This is a genomic window from Pseudomonas reactans (genome assembly GCF_013385825.1).
GTDB classification, from domain to species: Bacteria; Pseudomonadota; Gammaproteobacteria; order Pseudomonadales; family Pseudomonadaceae; genus Aquipseudomonas; species Aquipseudomonas reactans.
Window position 1 is genome coordinate 31,656 of the sequence record NZ_JACAPG010000011.1, and the last position, 21,403, is coordinate 53,058.

General features: G+C 61.8%; 20 protein-coding genes. 7 read left to right on the forward strand and 13 right to left on the reverse strand.

The window, feature by feature from the left end; translation table 11 throughout:
* Nucleotides 1-40: 40 nt before the first annotated feature.
* From dsbG to dsbD, 3 genes are read right to left on the reverse strand one after another with little or no spacing between them, the layout of a single operon-like run.
* A complete protein-coding gene (gene dsbG, locus HX868_RS11595; RefSeq protein WP_177002959.1) occupies nucleotides 41-802 on the reverse strand; it encodes a thiol:disulfide interchange protein DsbG in 762 nt (253 codons plus the stop codon).
* On the reverse strand, nucleotides 778-1,620 hold the full coding sequence (locus HX868_RS11600) for a TlpA disulfide reductase family protein (RefSeq protein ID WP_177002960.1): 843 nt from the start codon (nucleotides 1,618-1,620) through the stop codon (nucleotides 778-780). The genes dsbG and HX868_RS11600 overlap by 25 nt, the downstream gene beginning before the upstream one ends.
* A complete protein-coding gene (dsbD, locus tag HX868_RS11605; RefSeq protein WP_177002961.1) occupies nucleotides 1,621-3,348 on the reverse strand; it encodes a protein-disulfide reductase DsbD in 1,728 nt (575 codons plus the stop codon).
* 161 nt (nucleotides 3,349-3,509) lie between these two features.
* Between dsbD and HX868_RS11610 the strand changes: the two genes are divergently transcribed.
* The 5 genes from HX868_RS11610 (at nucleotide 3,510) to HX868_RS11630 (ending at nucleotide 8,250) form a co-directional block, all read left to right on the forward strand.
* Nucleotides 3,510-4,190, forward strand: coding sequence for a response regulator (locus HX868_RS11610; protein WP_177002962.1), 681 nt, complete (start codon nucleotides 3,510-3,512; stop codon nucleotides 4,188-4,190).
* Nucleotides 4,187-5,509, forward strand: coding sequence for an ATP-binding protein (locus HX868_RS11615; RefSeq protein WP_095017087.1), 1,323 nt, complete (start codon nucleotides 4,187-4,189; stop codon nucleotides 5,507-5,509). Before HX868_RS11610 ends, HX868_RS11615 begins: the two co-directional genes overlap by 4 nt.
* 124 nt (nucleotides 5,510-5,633) lie before the next feature.
* A complete protein-coding gene (locus HX868_RS11620) occupies nucleotides 5,634-6,407 on the forward strand; it encodes an N-acetylmuramoyl-L-alanine amidase (protein ID WP_177002963.1) in 774 nt (257 codons plus the stop codon).
* A 141-nt stretch (nucleotides 6,408-6,548) separates the two neighbouring features.
* The gene (locus HX868_RS11625) at nucleotides 6,549-7,943 is read left to right on the forward strand and encodes an aspartate aminotransferase family protein (RefSeq protein WP_177002964.1); all 1,395 of its coding nucleotides are present in this window, start codon (nucleotides 6,549-6,551) and stop codon (nucleotides 7,941-7,943) included.
* A gap of 82 nt (nucleotides 7,944-8,025) precedes the next feature.
* Nucleotides 8,026-8,250 (forward strand): MbtH family protein, encoded by a 225-nt coding sequence (locus tag HX868_RS11630; RefSeq protein WP_177002965.1) that lies wholly within the window; start codon nucleotides 8,026-8,028, stop codon nucleotides 8,248-8,250.
* Nucleotides 8,251-8,375: 125 nt separating this feature from the next.
* Here HX868_RS11630 and HX868_RS11635 read toward each other — a convergent pair whose 3' ends face one another.
* The 8 genes from HX868_RS11635 to minC form a co-directional block, all read right to left on the reverse strand.
* Nucleotides 8,376-9,722: an amidohydrolase gene (locus tag HX868_RS11635; protein WP_177002966.1), complete on the reverse strand. Its 1,347-nt coding sequence runs from the start codon at nucleotides 9,720-9,722 to the stop codon at nucleotides 8,376-8,378.
* 17 nt (nucleotides 9,723-9,739) lie between these two features.
* Complete coding sequence (locus HX868_RS11640) at nucleotides 9,740-11,905, reverse strand: mechanosensitive ion channel family protein (RefSeq protein WP_095017083.1); 2,166 nt, start codon at nucleotides 11,903-11,905, stop codon at nucleotides 9,740-9,742.
* A 52-nt stretch (nucleotides 11,906-11,957) separates the two neighbouring features.
* On the reverse strand, nucleotides 11,958-12,134 hold the full coding sequence (locus HX868_RS11645; RefSeq protein WP_016976345.1) for a hypothetical protein: 177 nt from the start codon (nucleotides 12,132-12,134) through the stop codon (nucleotides 11,958-11,960).
* Between the two features lie 100 nt (nucleotides 12,135-12,234).
* Nucleotides 12,235-13,524: a M18 family aminopeptidase gene (locus HX868_RS11650; protein ID WP_177002967.1), complete on the reverse strand. Its 1,290-nt coding sequence runs from the start codon at nucleotides 13,522-13,524 to the stop codon at nucleotides 12,235-12,237.
* A gap of 171 nt (nucleotides 13,525-13,695) precedes the next feature.
* Nucleotides 13,696-14,331 (reverse strand): RluA family pseudouridine synthase, encoded by a 636-nt coding sequence (locus tag HX868_RS11655; protein WP_017737534.1) that lies wholly within the window; start codon nucleotides 14,329-14,331, stop codon nucleotides 13,696-13,698.
* 95 nt (nucleotides 14,332-14,426) lie between these two features.
* Entirely contained in the window at nucleotides 14,427-14,681 is a 255-nt protein-coding gene (gene minE / locus HX868_RS11660; protein WP_010208824.1) for a cell division topological specificity factor MinE, read from the reverse strand.
* 3 nt (nucleotides 14,682-14,684) lie between these two features.
* On the reverse strand, nucleotides 14,685-15,497 hold the full coding sequence (gene minD / locus HX868_RS11665) for a septum site-determining protein MinD (RefSeq protein WP_034099397.1): 813 nt from the start codon (nucleotides 15,495-15,497) through the stop codon (nucleotides 14,685-14,687).
* A gap of 165 nt (nucleotides 15,498-15,662) precedes the next feature.
* Nucleotides 15,663-16,400: a septum site-determining protein MinC gene (gene minC, locus HX868_RS11670; RefSeq protein WP_033900844.1), complete on the reverse strand. Its 738-nt coding sequence runs from the start codon at nucleotides 16,398-16,400 to the stop codon at nucleotides 15,663-15,665.
* A gap of 119 nt (nucleotides 16,401-16,519) precedes the next feature.
* On the opposite strand from minC, the gene HX868_RS11675 reads away from it, so the two are divergent.
* Nucleotides 16,520-17,455, forward strand: coding sequence for a lipid A biosynthesis lauroyl acyltransferase (locus tag HX868_RS11675; RefSeq protein ID WP_177002968.1), 936 nt, complete (start codon nucleotides 16,520-16,522; stop codon nucleotides 17,453-17,455).
* A gap of 30 nt (nucleotides 17,456-17,485) precedes the next feature.
* The gene (locus tag HX868_RS11680; protein WP_177002969.1) at nucleotides 17,486-18,619 is read left to right on the forward strand and encodes a patatin-like phospholipase family protein; all 1,134 of its coding nucleotides are present in this window, start codon (nucleotides 17,486-17,488) and stop codon (nucleotides 18,617-18,619) included.
* A gap of 69 nt (nucleotides 18,620-18,688) precedes the next feature.
* On the opposite strand, the gene HX868_RS11685 is transcribed toward HX868_RS11680, so the two are convergent.
* On the reverse strand, nucleotides 18,689-19,474 hold the full coding sequence (locus HX868_RS11685) for an outer membrane protein OmpK (RefSeq protein ID WP_028617274.1): 786 nt from the start codon (nucleotides 19,472-19,474) through the stop codon (nucleotides 18,689-18,691).
* 436 nt (nucleotides 19,475-19,910) lie between these two features.
* Complete coding sequence (locus HX868_RS11695; protein ID WP_016976352.1) at nucleotides 19,911-21,257, reverse strand: nucleobase:cation symporter-2 family protein; 1,347 nt, start codon at nucleotides 21,255-21,257, stop codon at nucleotides 19,911-19,913.
* Nucleotides 21,258-21,403: the final 146 nt, after the last annotated feature.

Below are 21,403 nucleotides of genomic sequence, written 5' to 3' on the forward strand. Positions count from 1 at the left end.
GGAGCCGGCTTGCCGGCGATGGCGTCAGACCGGGCGCCGCTTACTTCGGCCCAAGAATCTTCACCAGCTTCTCCGGCGACGGTGCCCCTTGCTGTTGCTGCAAGCCTCCCTTGTCATCCAGATAGAAAATCGCCGGCGTCGCCGACAACTCCAGCTCATCCATCAACTTCATATTCCCATCAAGCTTGGCCTCGATATCCGCCGGAATCTTCTCCAGCGCCTGCAACTTGCTGCCTTTGCCGGCGGCTTCATGTTCTTCCAGGGCTTTTTGTGGGTCTTTGGCGGCAAACAGCGCGGCGGATTTGCCTGGGCTGTCTTCGCGGATGATGCCAACCATGATGTGGCGCAGCTGCACTTTGCCGGCCTTTACCCACGGACGGGCTTGTTCCCAGAACATGTTGCAGTAAGGGCAGTTGGGGTCGCTGAACAGGTAGACGATGCGCGGGGCTTTAACGTCGCCGTCCTGGATCCAGCTGCTTTTTTCCATCTTGGCCCAGACTTCCTTGGCCATCGGCGCGTACACCAGTTTCTCCAGCGGCGCGCTGCTCAGGTCGTTGCCCTGGGCGTCGTACAGGTTGCCGGCGATCACGCTTTTGCCGTCGGCGGTCAGGTACAGGGCCATGCCACGGTTCTGGTACTGGGCGGCGTAGCCAGTGAGGCCGCTGGGGGCGTCGAATTTGCCGAGGATCTTGGCGCCCTTGGCTTCGATCTGTTTGATCGGCGCCGGCCAGTCTTCGGCGTGGGCCAGGGTGGCCGCAAGCGTCAGCGGCAGCGAGATCAGCAGGTGGCGGAGGCTTGGCATGTCGGTTTCCTTATTGTGGCGTCGAAGGGTTCCATGGCACGGGCCAGGCTGGCCTGGGACAGTTCACCGAGGTGGCTGTTGATCAGGCGCCCATCGGCTTGGTAGAACAGGGTGGTAGGCAAGGCCATCGAGCCCACAGCCTGGCCGAGACGGCCGCTGGCATCGAATAAAACGTTGTCGAGGGTCAGGCCTTGGGTGGCGAGGAAGGTGCTGACGCTCTGCATGCTTTCGGCCTGGTTGACGAACAGGAAGGTCACGTCGGGGCGTTGATGCTGAGCGCGTTCCAACACCGGCATCTCGCGACGGCACGGCGGGCACCAGGTGGCCCACAGGTTGATCACCAGCGGGCCGCCTTTGTAATCGGCCAGTTGCACCACGTCGCCATTGGCGTTGCGCAGGGTGATGTCTGGCAGTTGCGAGCCTTTGTCGTAGAGGCTCAGGGACAAACTGGTCAGGCCCCAGAACACCAGGCCGGTGATCACCCCGGCGCCCAGCGGTGTGCGCAGGGCAGGGCGGCGCCAGCCGTAGAGCAGCGCACCCAGGATCAGCGCGATCACACCCGGCCAGGCGAGGAAACCGCCGTCGCGCAGGTCGACCATCTGCAGCGGAGCGTGGCTGTAATCACTCCAGTACATCAGCACAAAGCTGACGCGGGCCACCAGCATGCCTAGCAGGAACAGGCTGAACAGCACCGATTCCGGGTTTTCACCACCGCGCTTGGCCACGCGCCAGCCCACCAGGGTGGCGAGAATCAGCGCGCTGATCAGCAGGATGTGATTCAGGGCGATGGCGAAGGTGCCGATGGTCAGGGTCAGCATTCAGAGGGCGTCCCGGGTGTGCGTCCAGCGTTGCAGGAAGGCGGTGGCATCCACTTCGCCAGTGATGCGTTGGGCACGGCGTTCTTCACCGTCCGGGCCGATCCACACGAAGCTCGGAGGGCCGGGGACTTTGTAGCGGCCGAGCAGCTCGCGGCTGGCGGCGTTGTCGGCGGTGACGTCCAGGCGCAGCAGGCGCACGTCTTTCAGGGCAGCCATCACCTCGGGCTTGCCGAACACCTGTTTTTCCATGATCTTGCACGACACGCACCAGTCGGCGTAATAGTCCACCAGCACCCACTGGCCTTGGGCCTTGGCGCTGTCGAGCTGGCTCTGCAGCACGGCGGGGTCGCTGATGGTCATGAACGCGTCGTGGGCGCTCGGCGCGGCGGCGGTCCGCGAACCGCTGTAGACCTTCAACGGTTGCCACAGGTCATCGCTGCCACCCGCTGCGCCCACCACCAGTACCGCGCCCCACAGGCCCAGCACCAGGGAACCGGCGCCAAACACTTTGGCGGCCAGGCCGTATTCGCGGGCCAGGGTCCAGCCGCAGTAGGCCATGATCAGGGCCAATGCGCCCCACAGGCCGATCCACAGGCTTTCATCGAGCACCGGGCGGATCATCAGCACGGCGGTGCCGAGGAACAGGAAGCCGAAGATGCCCTTGAGCACATTCATCCAGGTGCCCGGCTTGGGCAGGAAGCGATTGCCCACGGTCACCAGCAGCAACAGCGGAATGCCGATGCCGATGCCCATGGCGAACAGGATCAGGCCACCGTGCAGCGCATTGCCGCTCTGGGCGATGTACAGCAGGGCGCCGGCCAGGGGCGCGGTCATGCACGGGCCCACCAGCAGGCCGGACAGAGCGCCAAGAACTCCCGCGCCGACCAGGCTGCCGCCGCTTTGCTGGCGGCTGACGTTGTCCAGGCGATCACGCAGGAAGGCCGGCAGTTGCAGTTCAAAGAAGCCAAACATCGGCAAGGCGAGGATCACGAACAGCGCAGCGAAACTGCCGAGGATCCATGGGGTTTGCAGGAGCGCGGCGAGGTTGGCGCCAAGCAACGCAGCCAATACGCCGAGCGCGGCATACACCAGCGCCATGCACACGACGTAGCTGCTGGCCAAGGCAAACCCGCGACGCGGGCTGGCGCCACTGCCTACCACCAAACCGGCGAGAATCGGCAGCATCGGCAATGAACACGGGGCAAAGGCCAACAGCAGTCCCAAGCCAAAGAATATCAGCAGGCTCCAACCCAGGCTGCGTTGTTGCAGGCCACTGGCCAGACTCTGATCCTGGGCTTCGGCGGTCGCGGCGACGGCCGGGTTGCCGCCCAGGTCCACGGTGATCGACTGCGGCGGATAGCACAGGCCCGCGTCGGCACAGCCCTGCCAGCCGAGCTTGACCTGGCCGGTGGCGCCGGCCGGGATCTTCACCTCCAGGCCCTGGCGATACACCTCCTGGTCGCCGAAGAATTCATCGCTATGGGCCTCGCCTTGCGGCAACGCGGGTTTTTCCGCCAGTCCGTCGAATTTCATGCGCTGCTTGTAGAGGTAATAACCGTCGGCAATCTGCCAATACAGCTGGGTCTCGCCACTTTCAAGACGTTCGGAGGTAAAGGTGAAGGCTTTGCCCACCGGCAGGAAATCGGGTTTGGTCTCAAACGGGTTGCCCGGCGCGGCCTGGGCGAACCCCGCGAACAACACCAGCAGAAAGGTAAACAGATGCCGCATGGTCAAGCCTTAGTTCGATGCAAGTAGGCACACAATGTGTGGCGTTGATTAACCGATGATTAACCGAGGCTATTCTAGATTGAGTGTGGGTGGTTTAGCGGCATAATCTGCAGTTAATCCACGGCACTTTTAATCACCCCATCTTTCATGAAGGGTTCACCATGCACGTACTGGTCTGTGAAGACGACGAACTGATCGCCAGCGGCATCGTGGCCGGCCTGACCGCACAAGGTTTTACCGTGGAGCGCGTGGCCTCGGCCAGCGCCGCGCGCGCCATGCTCAGGGCGGCCACGTTCGACATCATGGTGCTCGACCTCGGCCTGCCGGACGAAGACGGCCTCAAGCTGTTGCAGCAACAGCGCAGCCAGGGTCTGGAAATCCCGGTGCTGATCCTCACCGCGCGCGACTCGGTAACCAACCGTGTCGACGGCCTGCAAGCCGGCGCCGATGACTACCTGCTCAAACCCTTCGACCTGCGCGAACTCGCTGCCCGCCTGCAAACCCTGCTGCGCCGTGTGGCGGGACGCAGCGTCAACCTGATCGAACATGGCCGCCTGGCCTACGACCCCAGCAGCCGCGAAACCTTCCTGGGCGGCGAGCCGGTGGACCTGTCGCGCCGCGAACAGGCGCTGCTGCAAGCCCTGCTGCACAACAAAGGCCGGGTGCTGTCCAGCGAACAGCTCAAGGACAGCGTCTACGGCTTCAACGACGAGTTGGAAAGCAACGCCCTCAACGTGCATATCCACCACCTGCGGCGCAAATTGGGCAATGGCATCGTCGAGACCGTGCGCGGCCTCGGCTATCGCCTGGGCCCTGCGGATGGGGGCGAGGACGCATCGTGAAAAGCCTGCGCCTGCGCCTGACGTTCAAGCTGGGCGCCGCTTTTGTGTTGATCTGGGCCCTGGCGGCCGCCTGGATGCTCAACGATCTGCGCAACCAGATGATGTTCTCCCTCGACCAACGCCTGGTGGCGTCGGCGCGTATGGTGGCGGGGCTGACCGAGCAGATGCCGGGCCTGGCCAGTGTGAGCGGCGGTGCGCATTTCCATGGAACACAACTCAACGTGCCGGGTGGCATGGCGTGCCAGGTCAGTTCCTTGCGCGGCGAAGTGCTGGCGCGCAGTCATGCCACGCCGGATGAAGGCCTGGAGTCGCGCCAGAGTGGGTTTCGTGATCAGGTGATCGATGGGGTGAACTGGCGCAGCTTCACGCTATCCCGTGGTGACCTGTTGATCACCACCGCCGACCGTCAGGTGGAGCGTGAGGCGTTGAACCTGTCGATCCTGCTGGCCGCTTCGGTGCCGGTGGGTGTGGCAATGCTTGGCTGCCTGTGCCTGCTGTGGCTGGGCATCGGTCAGAGCTTGTTGCCGCTCAACCGCATGCGTGACGCTCTGATGCGGCGCAGTGCGGACTCCCTGGAACCGCTGCAGATCCACCCATTGCCCAGCGAACTCAAGCCACTGCTCGACACCCAGAACCAACTGTTGCAACGCATCGCCAAGACCATCGAGCGCGAGCGCCGCCTGACCGGCGACGCCGCCCATGAACTGCGCAGCCCGTTGACAGCGATCAAGACCCACCTGCAAGTGGCGCGCATGACCGACGGCGCAGCCCGCGACCAATCCCTGGCCCACGCCGAGGAGGGCGCCGACCGCCTGCATCGCACCCTGGAGCAATTGCTGCTGCTGGCGCGGGTGGAGGGCAACCTGTCATTTGACGATGGCATGCACTCCAGTGCCGAGGACGTGGCACGGCTGGCCATCCAGGATGCCAATGCCGGGGATAACTCGCGCATCGACCTGATCCTGCCGGATAACCTCTCGGTTACCCCGGTGGAAATGCCGGTGGGCCTGGCGGTCGCGGCCCTGCGCAACCTGCTGGACAACGCCCTGCGCCACACGCCGGCGGACACGCGGGTGGAACTGCGCGTATTGATTGAGGCGGATAGCGTGGTGTTCTGCGTGCGTGACCACGGCAAGCAGATTTCGCCGGAGGACCTGCAATACCTGACCCAACGCTTCTGGCGTAATGGCAACAGCGAAGGCTGCGGCCTGGGCCTGGCGATCGTGCAAGCGATCGTGCAGCGCTGCTCCTGCTCGCTGAAGTTCGACAGCCAGCCGGATGGCCTGCGCGTCGAATTGGGCATGCCACTGCGGCGCTGATCACTTTTCTCTCAAGTGCCACATAGTTACCGCCCTCCTAAGGATCAAGCCTTCAGGATGGCGGTAATTTTTTTGCGCTTGAACGGGCTGAACGACTCGGCCTGTATTGAAAAGGATGGTTCTCATGTTGGTCATCGATACAAGCTTCCCTGCCACAGGCTTCAACGAACGTAACGGCGAACCCGTGCGGCAGGTGATCCTGCATTACACCGCGGCACCTTTTGGCTCATCCCTGCGCACCCTGACCCAGGATGGCGTGAGTGCACACTATTTGCTACCCGACCCTGACGATCCCAGCTACTGCGCCGCAGGCTATGAAGAGTTGCGGGTATTCCGGTTGGTGGAAGAGGACAAGCGCGCCTGGCATGCCGGGGTGAGCCATTGGGCGGGGCGCGACAACCTCAACAGCCGCTCGGTTGGCATCGAAATCGTCAACCTGGCACGGGATGACGGCGGCGTGTTCACCTTTCCCGCCTATGTTGAGGAACAAGTCGAGGTGTTGATTGCCTTGGTTCGCGACATTCTCGGGCGTTATCCGCAGATTGGACCTACCGACATTCTCGGGCATTCGGACGTGGCGTTCAGCCGCAAGAGTGATCCGGGGCCGCGTCTGCCGTGGCGGCGCTTGTATGACGCGGGGATAGGGGCCTGGTTTGATGAAGCGTCCCAGGCGATGTATCAACGCCGCTTTTGCCTCGGGCTGCCGTCGGAAGTCGAGGTGGAGCGTGCGTTTCAGCGCTATGGGTATGCGCCTGCAAAGAATCGGCAGGGGTTTGAACAGCGCACGCGAGCGTTTCAGATGCACTTTCGTCCACGGGATTATCGTGGGTTTCTGGATGCTGAAACCTGCGCGATTCTTTATGCGTTGAATGAAAAGTACCAGGGGCTATGCGGTTGAGGGATTTTCGCGACCGGAGGAGTAAATCCTCCTGACGCTGGTGCGTTTCCAGAACAGGAAATCCGTGCGCATGCCCCTTGGGCCAGACGCCAGCGGATCGGCAGTTTGGTCACCATCATCAGCGTATTGAGGGATCGAGAAATGTCAGTCGCTACCAGCCGTATCGAAGACGCCCCGGTGCATGAAACGCTTTACCAGTTCGACGAAACCCCGTTGCTCGCCCGTCAGCGCCAGCAGGAGTCCAACGCTCGCAGCTATCCTCGACGCATTCCCCTGGCGCTCAAGCGTGCCAAGGGCATTTATGTGGAGGACGTGGAAGGCCGCAGCTTCATCGACTGTCTGGCCGGTGCTGGCACGTTGGCGCTTGGGCACAACCACCCGGTGGTGATCGAGGCCATCCAGCAAGTGCTGGCCGATGAATTGCCCCTGCACACCCTGGACCTGACCACCCCGGTCAAGGACCAGTTTGTGCAGGACCTGTTCGGCCTGTTGCCGCCGGCACTGGCGCGGGAAGCGAAAATCCAGTTCTGCGGGCCCACCGGCACCGATGCGGTGGAAGCCGCGTTGAAACTGGTGCGCACGGCCACCGGCCGCAGCACCGTGCTGTCCTTCCAGGGCGGTTACCACGGCATGAGCCAAGGCGCACTGAGCCTGATGGGCAGCCTGGGGCCGAAGAAACCCTTGGGCGCCTTGCTCGGCAATGGCGTGCAGTTTTTGCCATACCCTTACGACTACCGTTGCCCGTTCGGGCTGGGCGGCGCGGAGGGCGTGCGGGTCAACTTGCATTACCTGGAAAACCTGCTGAATGACCCCGAGGCTGGTGTATTGCTGCCGGCGGCGGTGATTGTCGAAGTGGTGCAGGGCGAGGGCGGTGTGATCCCGGCGGACCTGGATTGGCTACGCGGCCTGCGCCGTATCACCGAGCAGGCGGGCGTGGCCTTGATTGTCGATGAAATCCAGAGCGGTTTCGGTCGCACCGGCAAGATGTTTGCTTTCGAACACGCGGGCATCATCCCGGATGTGGTGGTGATGTCCAAAGCCATCGGCGGCAGCCTGCCGCTGGCGGTGGTGGTGTATCGCGACTGGCTCGACACCTGGTTGCCGGGCGCCCATGCCGGGACGTTCCGAGGCAACCAGATGGCGATGGCGGCGGGTTCGGCGGTGATGCGCTACCTCAAGGACCATGACCTGGCCGGCCACGCTGCCGCCATGGGCGAGCGCCTTGGCGAACACCTGAACGTCCTGCAGCGCGATTTCCCGCACCTGGGGGATATTCGCGGTCGCGGGCTGATGCTCGGTGTGGAGTTGGTGGACCCGAAGGGCGCGCCAGACATCCAGGGCCACCCCCCCGTGCATCGCCAACTGGCGCCACTGGTGCAACGTGAATGCCTCAAGCGCGGGTTGATCCTGGAGCTGGGTGGTCGGCATGGCAGCGTGGTGCGTTTCCTGCCGCCGCTGGTGATCACCGCCGCCGAGGTGGATCGGGTAGCCGACATCTTCGGGCGCGCGCTGGCCGCCGCAGTCGCCAGCCTCTAATTTTTTGCACGCTTGGTACGTTTCTACAGATATCAGTGCTGCGCACGGTGCGCGGCCAGCCTTTTAGCGATGGAGAACAGCAATGACCTCAGTATTTGACCGCGACGACATCCTGTTTCAGGTAGTGGTCAACCACGAAGAACAGTATTCCATCTGGCCCGACTACAAAGCTGTGCCGGAAGGCTGGCGCACCGTGGGCAAGAGCGGCATGAAGAAAGAGTGTCTGGCCTACATCGAAGAAGTCTGGACGGATATGCGTCCGTTGAGCTTGCGTCAGAAGATGGACGGGGCTGCGCTGACCGGTTGATCCGCCAAGATTCTCTGTAGGAGCGAGCTTGCTCGCGAAAATCGCAAGGGCACCGCGGGCACTCAGCCTGCCCGCGTATTCGTTAACATTCTTCGCGAGCAAGCTCGCTCCTACAGGAAGGTATGTTATTGAGGTTGATGGGTGTAGAGATAATCCGTCGCCAACGACGCCAGCGTCCTCACCCCCACCACCAACGCCGACTCATCCACAAAGAACCCCGGATTGTGGTTCGGCGCTGCCTTGCTCATGTCCTGATCCCTCGGCGTCACACCCAGGAACACAAACAGCCCCGGCGCTTCCTTGGCATAAAACGAGAAGTCTTCGGCACCGCCCACCAGTGGGCCCTGCACCACGTCATCCTTGGCCGCCCAGCGTAGGCTCGGCAGCATCTTCTCGGTCAACGCCGGGTTGTTGATGGTGGGATCGTACTTCTCGATGATGGTGACTTCGGCCTTGGCGCCGCCGCTTTCGGCGATCTTTTCTACGGTCTGGCGCACGTCCGCGTGCAGCTTCTGGCGGATGCCGTAGTCGTAGGAGCGAATGGTGCCAGTCATATCCACCGACTCCGGAATGATATTGTAACGTGTGCCGCCATTGATGGTGCCGATGCTCACCACCGACGGAAATGACGAGATATCCGTGCGGCGGCTGACCACGGTCTGCAGGCCGACAATGGTCTGCGCGCCCACGGTGATCGGGTCGATGCCATCCCAAGGGCGGCCGGCGTGGGTCTGTTTGCCGAGGATCTTGATGCGCAAATCGTCCGAGCTGGCCAGGGTCGGTCCAGGACGGTAGGCAATCTGTCCGGCGGGCACGCCGGCCCACACGTGCAGGCCGAACACCGCGTCCGGTTTGGGCGCCTTCATCACGCCTTCCTGCACCATCATTTTGGCGCCCCAGGTGTTTTTGCCGTCGGGGATGAAGTCGCTCGGGCCTTCCTCGGCCGGTTGGAAGTAGAACACCACAGTGCCCGGCAGGCGTTCGCGCATGCCGGTCAGGATTTTCGCCGTGCTCAGCAGGATAGCGACGTGGGCGTCGTGGCCGCAGGCGTGCATCACGTCCACCTCCTTGCCCAGGTAGGTACCTTTGGCGTTGGAGGCGAAGGGCAGGTCGGCGACTTCCTTCACCGGCAGCGCGTCCATGTCGGCGCGCAGGGCGACGGTGGGGCCGGGCAGGGCGCCTTTCAGCACCGCCACGACGCCGGTGCGTGCGACACCGGTCTTCACCTCAAGGCCCAGGTCGCGCAGTTGTTTGGCGACCAGCTCCGCCGTGCGCGTTTCGGTGTTGCCCAATTCAGGGTGGGCGTGGATGTCGCGTCGGGTTTCCAGCAACGCCGGCTCAAGGGCTTTGGCTTGGGCGGCGATTTCCTCCCGGGCACTGTCCTGGCCGCTGCTGGCGGCGATCACGGCACTGCTGGCGACCCCGCACAACATGCCAACAATCCACGGGTGTGTCAGACCGGTTAAACGCATAAGGACCTCTCCTGAATTTATTGTTGTTGATCTTTCTCCTGCACAGTGCCGGCGGTCACCACCTGCACACTCAAGCGCGGCGTGGCCAGGTCCAGCCCGGCCTCATCCAGATGACGCTTGAGCGACAGGTTGAACGCCCGCGACACTTCCCACTGCTTGATCGGCGCGGTCTTGAAGCGCGCGCGCAGAATCGCGCTGCCCGACTCGAAACTCTCCACGCCTTGAATCTCGAGCGGCGACCAGATATTGCGGCGCTGCAGCGGGTCGTTGCGCATTTTCTGGCCGACATCGCGCATCAGCTTGATGGCGTCGTCGATCTCCATGTTGTAGGGGATCGCCACGCGGAAGATCGCGTAGCCGAACTCCCGCGAGTAGTTCTTGATGCTCTTGATCTCGCTGAACGGAATGGTGTGCACGATGCCGTCGATGTCGCGCAGGCGCACGGTGCGGATGGTCAGGCCTTCGACGGTGCCGAGGTGACCGCCGACGTCCACGTAGTCATCGATGGCCAGGGAGTCTTCGATGATGATGAACAGGCCGGTGATCAAGTCCGCCACCAGCGACTGGGCGCCGAAACCGATGGCCAGGCCGATCACACCAGCACCTGCCAACAGCGGCGTGACGTTCATGCCCATGTTCGCCAGGGCGACGATGGCGGCGATGATAAAGATGGTCACGAACAGCACGTTGCGGATCAGCGGCATCATGGTCTGCGCGCGGGCGTTGGCCAGGCCTTTGCGCGAGCGGGTGAGGGCGTGATGGATCGCGGTGTCGCTGAGGATCCAGATCAACCAGGCAAACAGCAAGGTTCCGGCCAGGCCGAACAGCTTGACGCTGACTTCATGCCCATCGCCCTCGGTAAAGCGGATCAGCGACAGGCCCCACACCCGCAGGCCCAGCTCGATAAACACCAGCCAAACGATGAGGTGGGCCAGGGTGTAGACGAAGCTTTTCAGACGTTCGGAGTACAACGCATGGCGCTTGTGCCCGCGTTGCGGCTTGAGAGCGTGACGCCGCACAAGGCCGTTGATCACCATGCACAACACCAGCAGCACCGTGCACAGCAGCGACTGGCGCAAGGCCGTGCTGGTATCGCCGGCCGAGACGAAGGTGGCGAATAGCGAAATACCCACCAACAGCAGCGCGGGGATGTACCAGAAGGAGCCGATGATTTCGATGGTGTCACTGAGGGCGCGGCGTGTGAGGCGCCGCGACAGTGGCTGGTTGCGGATCAGGTGGGCGATGGGCCGGCGGAAACGCAGGATGAACACGCCGGTGGACAACGCCGCCATCACATTGGCGATGGTCGCGGCGGTATGGGACAAGTGTTGCCCCAGTGCTGCGACCAGTCGCGGGTCGCTCAGGGCTTCACCGAAGGCGGCAAAACTGCCGATCCACCACAGTGGGCGGAAAGCCTGGTGACGCAGGATATACAGCGCGCGATGGCGATGCGGACCGTCGAGCACGGAAAACGCAATCACGCAGATCGCCGAGAAACAGGTGCCCACCACCAACGCATAGGCCAATACCATCGCCAGGGATTTGCCTAGGGATGAGGGCAGGGCGTAGCTCAGGTACACCGTGATCACCAGGGCGATCAGCCATGGGCCGAGTTTACGCAGGGCAAAACGCACCATGTCCCAGGTGCGTGGGTGTTGCGGTAACTCTTCAGGCAGGCCGAAGCGTTCGCGTACGCGGTGGCTGAGCCAGATCAGCGCGGCGGCGAGCAGGCTCCACACCGCAAGGATCAGGGCAAAACCGAAAATGATCGGCAACCATTCGTTGGCGGGCAGTATCAGCGCACTGAGTTCTTCCTTGGCCTGGTCGACTTCATTGGACCAGCGCCCCAGCGGGCTGTCGGCCCCGGAGAACTGCGCTTCCAGGTTGGCCAGGGTGCCGCCGATCAACCCCAGCACGCCTTCTTCGGCGGCTGGCTGGGCTTTTTTCGTGGCTTCGCGCAGCTTTTTCAGGTCACTCAGCAACTGGGTACGCTGCTGGTCGTTTTCCAGGGTCTTGATCACCTCGTCCAACGACTGCCCCAGCGGCACTTCGGCCTGGGGCTGGGTCTTGTTGGTGTTGCCGAGCAGGCCGGGCAAGCCCACGGCGTGGGCAGGCGTCAGCGGCAGCAGCGTCAGCAGGGCGATCAGGCAGTAGCAGGGCAGGGCAAACAGACGGGAAAGCACGAGGCGGTCAACCTTGGAAACGACGAGTTGACCGAGTGTACGAGCGCAATCGTCATTCAGCCAGTTTTGCGAGGATCTTGTACACCACGGTGGCCAGGATCAGCAGCATGCCGATCCACATACCAAACACGCCGAGGGGTTTGTCACGGAAGTTGAAGCCCACGGCGAGCATGATCATGCCGATCAGGATCGGAATCAGCATGGCGTGGAAGGAGGACATGGAGATCATGGTGCGACGGCCTTGTCGGAGTGGGAATACTGACAAGTCTAGGTCGGATTGCAGAAATTGGAGTTGATGTGTATCAGAAACACATCAACCCCATGCCACATCAGGGCAAGTCCTGGCTCGCGTAAAACGCGCCCAGCACCTTCACCAGATGCGCCAGGTCATGGCTGCCGCACAGTTCACGAATGGAGTGCATGGCAAACGTCGGCAGGCCGATGTCCACGGTGCGCACGCCCAGGTGGCTGGCGGTGATCGGCCCGATGGTGGAGCCGCAGCCCATGTCGCTGCGTACCACGAAGCTCTGCACCGGTACTTCCTGGGCCATGCACAGGTGGCGGAAGAACCCGGCGGTTTCGCTGTTGGTGGCGTAGCGCTGGTTGCTGTTGACCTTGATCACAGGTCCGGCGTTGAGCTTGGGGCCGTGGTTGGCGTCGTGCTTCTCGGCGTAGTTTGGGTGCACGCCGTGGGCGTTGTCCGCAGACACCAGCAGGGATTTCTGAATGGTGCGTACGAATTCATCCCCTTCCGGCAACAGACGGCGCAGGGTCTGTTCCAGCATCGGGCCATCGGCACCGCACGCCGAGCAGGAGCCGACTTCTTCGTGGTCGTTGCACACCAGTACGCAGGTTTCTTCGCTGTCGCTGGTGAGCAAGGCTTGCAGACCAGCGTAGCACGACAACAGGTTGTCGAGACGGGCGCCGGCGATGAAGTCGCCATTGAGGCCGATGACCGCAGCACTTTGCGTGTCGTAGAAGCTCAGCTCGTAGTCGAGCACCACGTCGGCGTTCAAGCCATGTTCCCGTGCAAGCTGCTCGGTAAGCACGGCGCGAAAGTCCACGCGCTCGTCACCGGCAAATTGCGCCAGGATCGGCGGCAGTTCGGTCTGGGCATTGATCGCCCATCCCTGGTTGGCTTCACGGTTCAGGTGAATGGCCAGGTTGGGGATGATGGCGATGGGCAGCTTGAAGTCGATCAACTGGCTTTCGACCTTGCCGTCGCGGCGGAAGGTCACGCGGCCGGCCAGGGACAGGTCGCGGTCGAACCATGGGGCCAGCAGCGCGCCGCCGTAGACTTCCACGCCCAGTTGCCAGAAACCCTGGCGTTGCAGCTCAGGCTGCGGCTTGACTCGCAGACACGGGCTGTCGGTGTGGGCGCCAACCAGGCGGATACCGCCCTGCAGCGGCGAATGGCGGCCGAGCTTGAAGGCGATGATCGAGGAGTCGTTGCGGGTCACGTAATAGCGCCCGTTGGCCTCGGTAGTCCAGGTCTCGCGCTCGTCCAGACGCTGGTAACCGGCCGCTTCCAGGCGCTGGGCCAGGGCAGCAGTGGCATGAAAAGGAGTAGGGGAGGCCTTGAGGAAGTCGATCAGGCCTTGATTCAACGCTTCGCGCATAAATAGCTCCAGACAGCAGTGCGCGGAGTTTACCGTATTGGCTCCGCCGATTCATTGTAGGAGCGAGCTTGCTCGCGAAAAACGTCAACGATAACGCGGGCATTCTGGATGAACGTGGCGTTCTCTGGTTTTTCGCGAGCAAGCTCGCTCCTACAGGTAAGCGTCTTTGCCTTAGAAAGGGGCAGGGCACTCGAAGCGCAGGCGCTCGCCGCTTTGGGGGTGGGTGAAGCTCAACATGCTCGCGTGCAGGCACAGGCGCGGCCAGGCGGCCAGGGCTTGTTCATGGGCGTACAGGCCATCACCCAGCAAGGGGTGGCCGATGGAAAGCATGTGCACGCGCAGCTGGTGCGAACGCCCGGTAATCGGCGTCAGCTCGACGCGGCACCAGTCGCCACAACGCTCCAGCACTTTCCAGAAGGTCAGTGCGTGCTTGCCGAATTCGTGGTCCACCACGTGGCGTGGCTTGGTCGGCGGGTCGTAGCGCAGGGGTAGGTCGATGCTGCCGCTGTCCAGTTCCGGTTGGCCCCAGGCCAGGGCGGTGTAGGCCTTTTCGGTTTCACGGTCGTGAAATTGGCGGGACAGCTCGCGGTGGGTGTCGGCGTCACGGGCCAGCAGGATGATGCCTGAAGTTTCCCAGTCCAGGCGATGCACGATGCGGGCTTCGGGGTAGCCGTTTTCCTGCAGGCGGGTGATCAGGCAGTCCTTGTTGTCGTCGGCGCGGCCAGGCACCGAGAGCAGCAGGGTGGGCTTGTTCACCACCAGGACGGCGTCGTCCTGATGGATGATGTGGATGTTGGACAGCGGCATTAAACAGCCTCGTAACAAACGCCAACGGCGGCTCGCCCACCCGACCCCAAAAAGGGATCAGGGTGAACGAGCCGCCGTGGCGGCCGCCTGTTCGATCAACGATCAGGCAGGGTGATATTGAGTTCCAGAATCGAGCAGCTGCCGTCATTTTCCAGGGCGACATGCACGTCATCGTTGCCGATATTGACGTACTTGCGGATCACCTCGACCAGTTCCTTCTGCAAGGCTGGCAGGTAATCCGGCGTGCTGCGTTGGCCGCGTTCGTGCGCCACGATGATCTGTAGACGCTCTTTCGCGACCGACGCGGTCGTAGGCTTTTTGTTGGCGCGAAAGAAGTCGAGAAATTTCATTGTTTAGTTGCCTCCAAAGATACGCTCGAAGAATCCCTTCTTCTTGACATCGAGGAAGCGATGTTCCACGGACTTGCCCAGCAGGCGATCGACGGCATCGCTGTACGCCTGGCCGGCGTCGCTCTGGTCGTCAAGAATCACCGGAACACCCTGGTTGGAAGCCTTCAGGACGGCCTGGGATTCTGGGATCACGCCCAGCAGGGTCACGGCGAGGATTTCCTTCACGTCTTCAACACCGAGCATTTCGCCGTTGCTGACGCGCTCAGGGTTGTAACGGGTGAGCAGCAGGTGCTCCTTGATCGGGTCCTGGCCTTCTTCGGCGCGCTTGGATTTGCTGGCCAGCAGGCCGAGCATACGGTCCGAGTCACGTACGGAGGAGACTTCCGGGTTGGTCACGACGATGGCTTCATCGGCGAAGTACATGGCCAGGTGAGCACCGGTTTCGATACCGGCCGGCGAATCGCAGACCACGTATTCGAAGGTTTCCTTCAGCTCGGCCAGGACTTTGCCTACGCCTTCTTTGGTCAACGCGTCTTTGTCACGGGTCTGGCTGGCGGCCAGCACGTACAGGTTCTCAAGGCGCTTGTCCTTGATCAGGGCCTGTTGCAGGTTGGCTTCACCGTTGACCACGTTGACGAAGTCATACACCACGCGGCGTTCGCAGCCCATGATCAGGTCGAGGTTACGCAAGCCGACGTCGAAGTCGACGATAACTGTCTTGTGGCCGCGCAGAGCGAGGCCGGTACCGATAGCGGCGCTGGTGGTGGTCTTACCCACACCACCCTTGCCGGATGTAACCACGAGAATCTTGGCCAAGGTGTTTCACCCCTAAGGAAGAAGGACATTTCGGTCCCTGAAAAACATCTCTTGGAACTCGCTGCAGGCGGACAGCCTTGTAGGAAAAAAAATTCCTACATAAGTAATGCCGGTTTCGCTGTGCTATCAGAGTCTAGAGATGCTTGGAAAATGCGGCAGTATCCGTTAAAGACGGATGATGTTCAACACATCGCCCGACAGGTTGACCTGCACCGAAGCCCCCCACAGCGGATCACGGCGCAAATCTTCTGAAACCTTGTACTGGCCTGCGATGGACACTAGCTCAGCGGTCAACTGCTGGCAAAAAATACGGGCCTTGGTATCACCCTTGATGCCGGCGAGGGCACGTCCGCGCATCGGGCCGTATACATGGATGTTGCCATCGGCGAGAAGTTCCGCCCCCGGGCTGACAGAAGAGATCACCACCAGGTCGCCACCCTGGGCGTAAATTTGCTGCCCGCCGCGTACGGGCGAGGTGATGATCTTTGTAGGCTTGATCGCAGGTTCGGGTGGTTTTTCCGGTTTTTTCTTCTCTTCGCCGACCAATGGTTCAAGCGGACGCTCGCGCGCGCCGGACGGTGGCAGTACTGGCAGTTCAATGGCGATGGCCGCAGCAATGTCTTCGATACGGCTGGCACGGATCGCCAGGGTACGCAGGCCATGGGAGCGGCATACACGCATCAGGCCGGGCAGGTCGATGCTGCCCTGGCCGGCCGGCAGTTTGTCCAGCGCCAGCACCAGCGGAGCATTGTTGAAAAAGTTGGGTGCCAGGGCGACCTTGGCAGCGAGCTGGCGGTCCAGGGCGTCGAGGTCGTTACGGGCGAGTTCCAGCACGGTGATGGCGAGCATGCTGCCTTTCAGCTGGAACACGGGATCTTGGTCTAGCGGTTCGGTTTGGCTCATGGTCGGCAAAAGCGGCTTGTCACGAAAAGTGTCGAGACTTATAACGAGAACACTCACCCGCCGCAAGCCGAGTCGAACCGTTGTAGAATGCGCGGCCCTTGTCTTTACCGGAATCTGTAATGGATCGCCCGCGTTTTCGAGCTGTATTTTTTCACCCGCGCTTTTGGCTGCTATGGCTGGGGCTCGGCCTGTTGTGGCTGGTCACCCAACTGCCCTACCGCGCGCTGCTGACCATTGGTCGCCTGCTAGGTGCCGGCATGTACCGCGTGGCCGGCGAACGTCGCCGCATTGCCGCGCGAAACCTGGAACTGTGCTTCCCGGAAAAATCCGCCAAAGAGCGTAAACATTTACTTAAGGAAAACTTTGCCTCCACCGGCATCGCCTTCTTTGAAATGGCCATGAGTTGGTGGTGGTCGCGCCAGCGCCTGGCGCGCCTGGCCCACGTCGAAGGCCTGGAACACCTCAAGCAGGCCCAACTGGATGGCAAGGGCGTGATCCTCATGGCCCTGCACTTCACCACCCTGGAAATCGGCGCCGCGCTGCTAGGGCAGAAGCACACCATTGATGGCATGTACCGCGAGCACGGCAACCCGTTGTTCGACTACATCCAGCGCCGAGGCCGCGAGCGTCACAACCTCGATTCCCTGGCCGTGGAGCGCGAAGACGTGCGGGGCATGCTCAAGCTGCTGCGCGCCGGGCGTGCCATCTGGTATGCACCGGACCAGGACTACGGCGCCAAGCAAAGCATTTTCGTGCCGCTGTTCGGCGTCCAGGCCGCCACGGTGCCGGCCACCAGCAAGTTCGCCAAGCTGGGTAAGGCGCTGGTGGTGCCGTTCACCCAACAGCGTCTGGCTGATGGCAGCGGTTATCGTCTGGTGATCCATCCGCCGCTCACCGACTTTCCTGGCGAGAGCGATGAGGCTGACTGCCTGCGCATCAACCAGTGGGTCGAAGCCTCCGTGCGTGAATGCCCTGAGCAATACCTATGGACCCATCGCCGCTTCAAGAGCCGGCCGCCGGGTGAGCCTAAGCTGTACGAAAAACGCCGCCGATAAAACCGACATTTCCCCACATGGAGTGACGCAATGCGCCCAGCTGAACCGGTTACAGGCTTGATTCTTTCCGGCGGCGGGGCGCGAGCGGCGTATCAGGTGGGGGTACTGGCGGCGATTGCCGAGCTGTTGCCGCCGGGGGCACCCAATCCGTTTCCGGTGATCGTCGGCACCTCGGCCGGCGCGATCAATGCGGTGAGCCTGGCCAGTGGCGCCACGGACTTCGGGGCCGCGATCCAACGTCTTACCGCCTTCTGGCAGGGCTTTCGCAGTCATCTAGTGCTGCGCAGTGATTGGCCGGGAGTGATTCGCCAGGCGAGCCGTTTCTTTATCCACAGCCTCCTCGGTCTTGGTGCGCAGGTGCCGGTGGCGCTGCTCAACAGCACGCCGCTGAAAGCGCTGCTCAAGGACAAGCTGCACTTGCCTGGCATTGATGAAGCGATTCGCAACAAACATCTGCATGCAGTAGCGGTCACGGCCTTCGGTTACGAATCCGGCCATGCAGTGACCTTCTACCAGGGGGGCGGCACCATCGATGCCTGGTTGCGCCACCGTCGTATCGGCATGCCCACTCAATTGACGGTTGAACACCTGCTGGCCAGTTCTGCGATTCCCTTGCTGTTCGCCCCGGTCAAACTCGATCAGGAGTATTTCGGCGACGGCGCCGTGCGGCAGTCGGCGCCCATCAGCCCGGCGTTGCACCTGGGCGCCAGTCGTGTGCTGGTGGTCGGCGTCAGCGGCAACCCGCGCGGCAATGAACCGGCGGCGCAGCGTACCTACACCGGCCAGGAGCCGACTCTGGCGCAGATTGGCGGGCATATGCTCAACAGCACGTTCATTGACAGCCTGGAAAGCGATATCGAGTTGCTGGAGCGCTTGAATCAGTACAGCCACGCCGCGCCTGGCGTGGCGGCGGTGGAAGTGCTGGTGATTGCACCGAGTCAGCCAATCGACGAAATCGCGGCACGGCATCGCCAGGAATTGCCGGCGGCATTGCGCTTGTTCTTGCGTGGGCCGGGGGCGACCAAGACGAGCGGGGCGGGGGTATTGAGCTACTTGCTGTTCGAGGCGGGGTATTGCAGTGAGTTGATCGAATTGGGGCGGCGCGACGCGTTGGCCAAGCGCGAGGAATTGTCACGCTTTCTTGGCCTCACACCGACCCTGTAGGAGCCGGCTTGCCGGCGATGGCGTCCTCAAGATCGCTATCGCCGGCAAGCCGGCTCCTACAGTGTTCAATCAGAAGTGATACTTGACCAGGAAGCTTGCGGTGTCCTGGTTAGTCTTGAACGCGCCCGAATCTTCGATCCCGTACTTGTTCTTCCAGTAGTCGTATTCAAAGCCGACATACAGCTGCTTATCGCCCCAATGCAGCGCTTTACCCAGGTCGTATTTGACCTGTGGGTTGAAGTGCAGGTTGGCGTGGTAAGTGCCACGGGCGTTCTTGTCGTTGTCCGTGACCCAGTCCATGAAGCCGTCGATCAGCACGTCAGAGTTGCCCACGGGAATGGTGTAGGACCAGACCGGAGTAATCTGCCAAACGCCGTCACCCGGACGATTGCCTTCGGTCTGGCGCTGGTAGAAGTTCAACTGGAAGTAGTCGAAGCCGGGGATGTTCAGGTCAAAGCCTGGACCGAGCAGGTACGACTCGTTATCGCCTTCGCCAAACTCGTAAGTGAAGGCCAACAGCACGTCTTTGATCGGGCCGAACGACAGGTCTTTATCAAAAATCTTGCCGAACGACAGGCGCGGGCTTATTTCACCGTAATAAGTACTGGGGCCGACGTTGCCGTCTTCCTTGCCGTTGTAAAAGATGCGGTCGACGAAGATAAAGTTGTCGCCGTACTTCCACGCATCGGCATGTTCGAACGTGACCGTTTGCTGGATTTGCGGGTTGACGGTAAAGCTCTTGCCCCACAGGTAAGTCAGGCTGTTGTTCTGCCACTGCAACAGGTCACCGGCCACGGCTTGGCCACCGGCCAGCAGGGATCCCGCCAGCATCAGGCCTTTGAACATAGGTTTCATTCGGTTGCTCCCGAGTTAAAGTTTTATGGTTTTTCTTCTACGCAGGCGCTCTGGTGTGGCGCCTTTTGGTTCGCTGCAAAAATCGTCTGTTCGGTCAGCTTTAGTGCATTTAGCAAGAGCTGCGCCAAGGTGTTTAAAAAGCCAAAAAATCCCCGTCGGCTGCATCGGATGCAGTCGAATTCAGAGGACGTTTGCGCACTTTGGCCGCAGACATAAGGCCGGGATAAGTTGGCCTTGCAGTCAGCTTTTACATTCGCTGTTTTTTTTTGAGTCGATTCGAGCGGGCGCGGAGAATACTGGCTCCCAGGCCGTGGCTCAAGTGCGCTGTTAAAGCGCGCGTGGGGCGAGAATGGGGCACGGCTTGTGGCCGGCCCCAGGTGAAGGGTGTGCATGTGGTTATTCCCGTTTCGTTATTGTTTTTGTTTGAACGAAGGAATCAATGCGTATGAGCGACTTCAGGGCGTTCAGCGCCACCGAGAATATTGAACAGGATGTTCAGCGACAACGCGCTGAGCGTGGCCATGGCGATGCCACTGTGGGTAATCGGGCTCATCCACAACGGTAGTTGCGCGAAGAACTCCGGGCGCACCACGGGGATCAGGCCCATGCCTATACTCACCGCCACCAGCAACTGGTTGCGACGGTCGGCGATGTCCGCTTCCTGCAGGATCTTGATCCCGGTCGCCGCCACCATGCCAAACATGGCGATGGCCGCGCCGCCCAGCACCGCCGGTGGTATCGACGCCACCAGGTAGGCGGCCTTGGGCAACAGGCTCAGCACAATCAGGAAGACCCCGGCCATGATCGTCACCGAGCGGCAACGCACACCGGTCATCTGCACCAGGCCGATGTTCTGGGCGAACGAGGAGTGGGTGAAGGTGTTGAAAAAACCGGCGAAGAACGACGCGCCGGCATCACACAGCAGGCCACGGCGCAGCATCTTCGGCGTGACATCCTGGCCGGTGATCTTGCCCAGGGCGAGAAACATTCCGGTGGATTCGACAAAGATGATCACCACCACCAGGCACATTGACAGGATCGGCGCCAACTCGAACTTGGGCATGCCGAAGTGCAACGGCGTCACCACCTGCACCCACGGCGCCATTGCCAGGCCACTGAGGTCGACCATGCCGAGCGCGCCGCACAAGGCGTAACCCAGGCCCATGCCGATCAGCACCGAGATGTTCACCCAGAAGCCGCGCATGAAGCGGTTGATCAGCAGGATGGTGGCCAGTACCAGTGCGGCAATCGCCAGGTAGATCGGCGAGCCAAATGTGGCGGCAGCACTGCCGCCACCGGCCCAGTTCACGGCCACCGGAAACAGCGACAGGCCGATCGCGGTGATCACCGTGCCGGTCACCAGCGGCGGGAAAAAGCGCACGACCTTGGACATAAAGGGCGCGATGAGCATGCCGAAGAACCCGGCGGCGATGGTCGCGCCGAAGATTCCCTGCAAGCCGATGCCGGGCATGCCGGCCATCGCGACCATGCTGCCGACGGCGGCAAAACTGGCGCCCATCATCACCGGCATGCGAATGCCCACCGGGCCGATGCCGAACGACTGCACCATGGTGGCGATACCGGCGACAAGCAGGTCGGCGTTGATCAGGAATGCGATTTCTTCACGGCTCAAGCCGGCGGCTTGGCCAATGATCAGGGGCACGGCGACGGCGCCGCCGTACATCAGCAAGACGTGTTGCAGGCCTACCAGAATCAGTTGCAAGAGGGGCAGCCGCACCATGGCGGGCGCGGCAGGAATCTGCGGTTCGGCTAACTCGGTCATGCAACACCTCGGATCTTTTTTATTTTTGTGTTGTTTGGCATTCAATTGCCGGTAGAGCTGTTCTCAATCCCTGTAGGAGCGAGCTTGCTCGCGAAAAACCCAAGAGCGCCGCGTTCATTCAACATGTACGCGTTATCGTTGACGTT